We start from the raw sequence: 1,488 nt of genomic DNA on the forward strand, positions 1-1,488 counted from the left end.
CGGTATTTAACTGCTTTTATGCAAAAGTCTCAATTGAATAATAATTTTATTAAACGAAAATTATTACTAGGAGTAACCCTAGTGAAAGTTTTCCTGTCTTCGTCGATTTTCTTGGGACAACCACCTGTTTCCTTTTCAATCAATGGCTTAATATAAAATAAAGACGTTTTTTGACTGTCGAGAGGTGTCTCATGATGTTCGTTCGCGAGAAGGAAAACAAGTCAGGATTCGTTAGTATTCAACTACTTATCAGCTACGAAGGACACACCTTAATTCCCTTTCTGGAGCGTTTTAGTCAATGTTTTAATATCGGTAAACCCGTGGTCGTTGCCGATAGTGGGCTGCTCACTAAACGCAATATCGATGCGTTAAAAGCTAAGGGTTACATGTACATTATCGGCGCTCGTCTCAAGACGGAAAGTGCAAAGATGAAACAAGAAATACAGTCTGTCGATTGGGAAGATGGTCTGGCGCGTTCCTTCATCAAGGACGAAGGCGAACGGCTGGTTGTGCATTACAGCAGTAAGCGGGCTCACCGAGATAAGGATAACCGTTGTAAAGGGTTGGAACGACTCCAGCAACGCCTTCACAGTAGACAATTGACCAAAGCCCATCTGAATAATCGTGGCTATAACAAGTACCTTAAAATGCGTGGCGAAATTCAGATTTATAGCGATATGGAAAAGTACGACAACGATGCGGCTTGGGATGGCCTAAAAGGTTACATCACTAACACCCAGCTAAGCGCTGAGGAGCTGTTGGCACATTACGGGCAACTGTGGCGGATAGAGAAAGACTTTGAACGGTGACACGTCATTATTTTTTTTAGCTATAAATACCTCCCCAAAGGTTAGAATTTATTATGTCCTACTTTTGGGGGAGTACTTCAATCACGCCGCTTTTTCTTCTTCAGCATTTTTGGTAATTAGACTCGTTGTCTATTTCTAAAAGCCGCTAACATCAAAACGAGTAAACAGGATAGTATGCCGCCAATTAGGCCCCCAATAACTGCCATTTGTGCTCGTTTTGGAGCCAAACGTTTAGGCGGTAAAGTGGGGCGCATTAAATAGCTAAATGACTGAAAATCAGCGCGTTCCTTAAGCAGTGGTTCTAAAGCCTCAACTTCGTATTGGAGGCGATAATACTCTGTTGGGTAAGTTACCGGTGTGTTTTTAGCAACGTCCAAAAGTGCTTGTAATACTTCTTCTCCCTGTAGATAGAGTTGTTGAGGATTAGCATTGATTTCAAGAACGACATTGTTATTAACGTCACTATGACCTAATAAGCCACTTGGTGCGCTCTTAATCCCCGCTTTTTGGGCAATTAAGAGCGCCTCATTGTAAGTGTTAATCATCACTTGACGATTGCTTTGAAGATCACGTTCTATATCATCGATTTGTTGTTTGCGAATCGCAATCATGGCCGATAAATGATTGATAAATTCTTGTTGTGACGTCATGGACTGCCATACGCGCGAACTCTTGGGTT

1 protein-coding gene and 1 pseudogene are annotated in these 1,488 nt (G+C 41.9%); one reads left to right on the top strand and one right to left on the bottom strand.

Annotation, left to right across the window (positions count from 1 at the left end; genetic code table 11):
* Positions 1-191 precede the first annotated feature (191 nt).
* On the top strand, positions 192-809 hold the full coding sequence (locus tag HMPREF3144_RS05550) for an IS1634 family transposase (RefSeq protein ID WP_083290399.1): 618 nt from the start codon (positions 192-194) through the stop codon (positions 807-809).
* 116 nt (positions 810-925) lie between these two features.
* Here HMPREF3144_RS05550 and HMPREF3144_RS11690 read toward each other — a convergent pair.
* Positions 926-1,488: pseudogene (locus HMPREF3144_RS11690) on the bottom strand (hypothetical protein); the annotation flags it as partial.

The sequence above is a fragment of the Oligella sp. HMSC05A10 genome (genome assembly GCF_001808335.1).
In the GTDB taxonomy this organism is placed as follows: domain Bacteria; phylum Pseudomonadota; class Gammaproteobacteria; order Burkholderiales; family Burkholderiaceae_B; genus Oligella; species Oligella urethralis.

Coding starts and splice junctions, on each gene's coding strand:
- HMPREF3144_RS05550 (WP_083290399.1), top strand. CDS start 192: ATGATGTTCGTTCGCGAGAAGGAAAACAAGTCAGGATTCGTTAGTATT.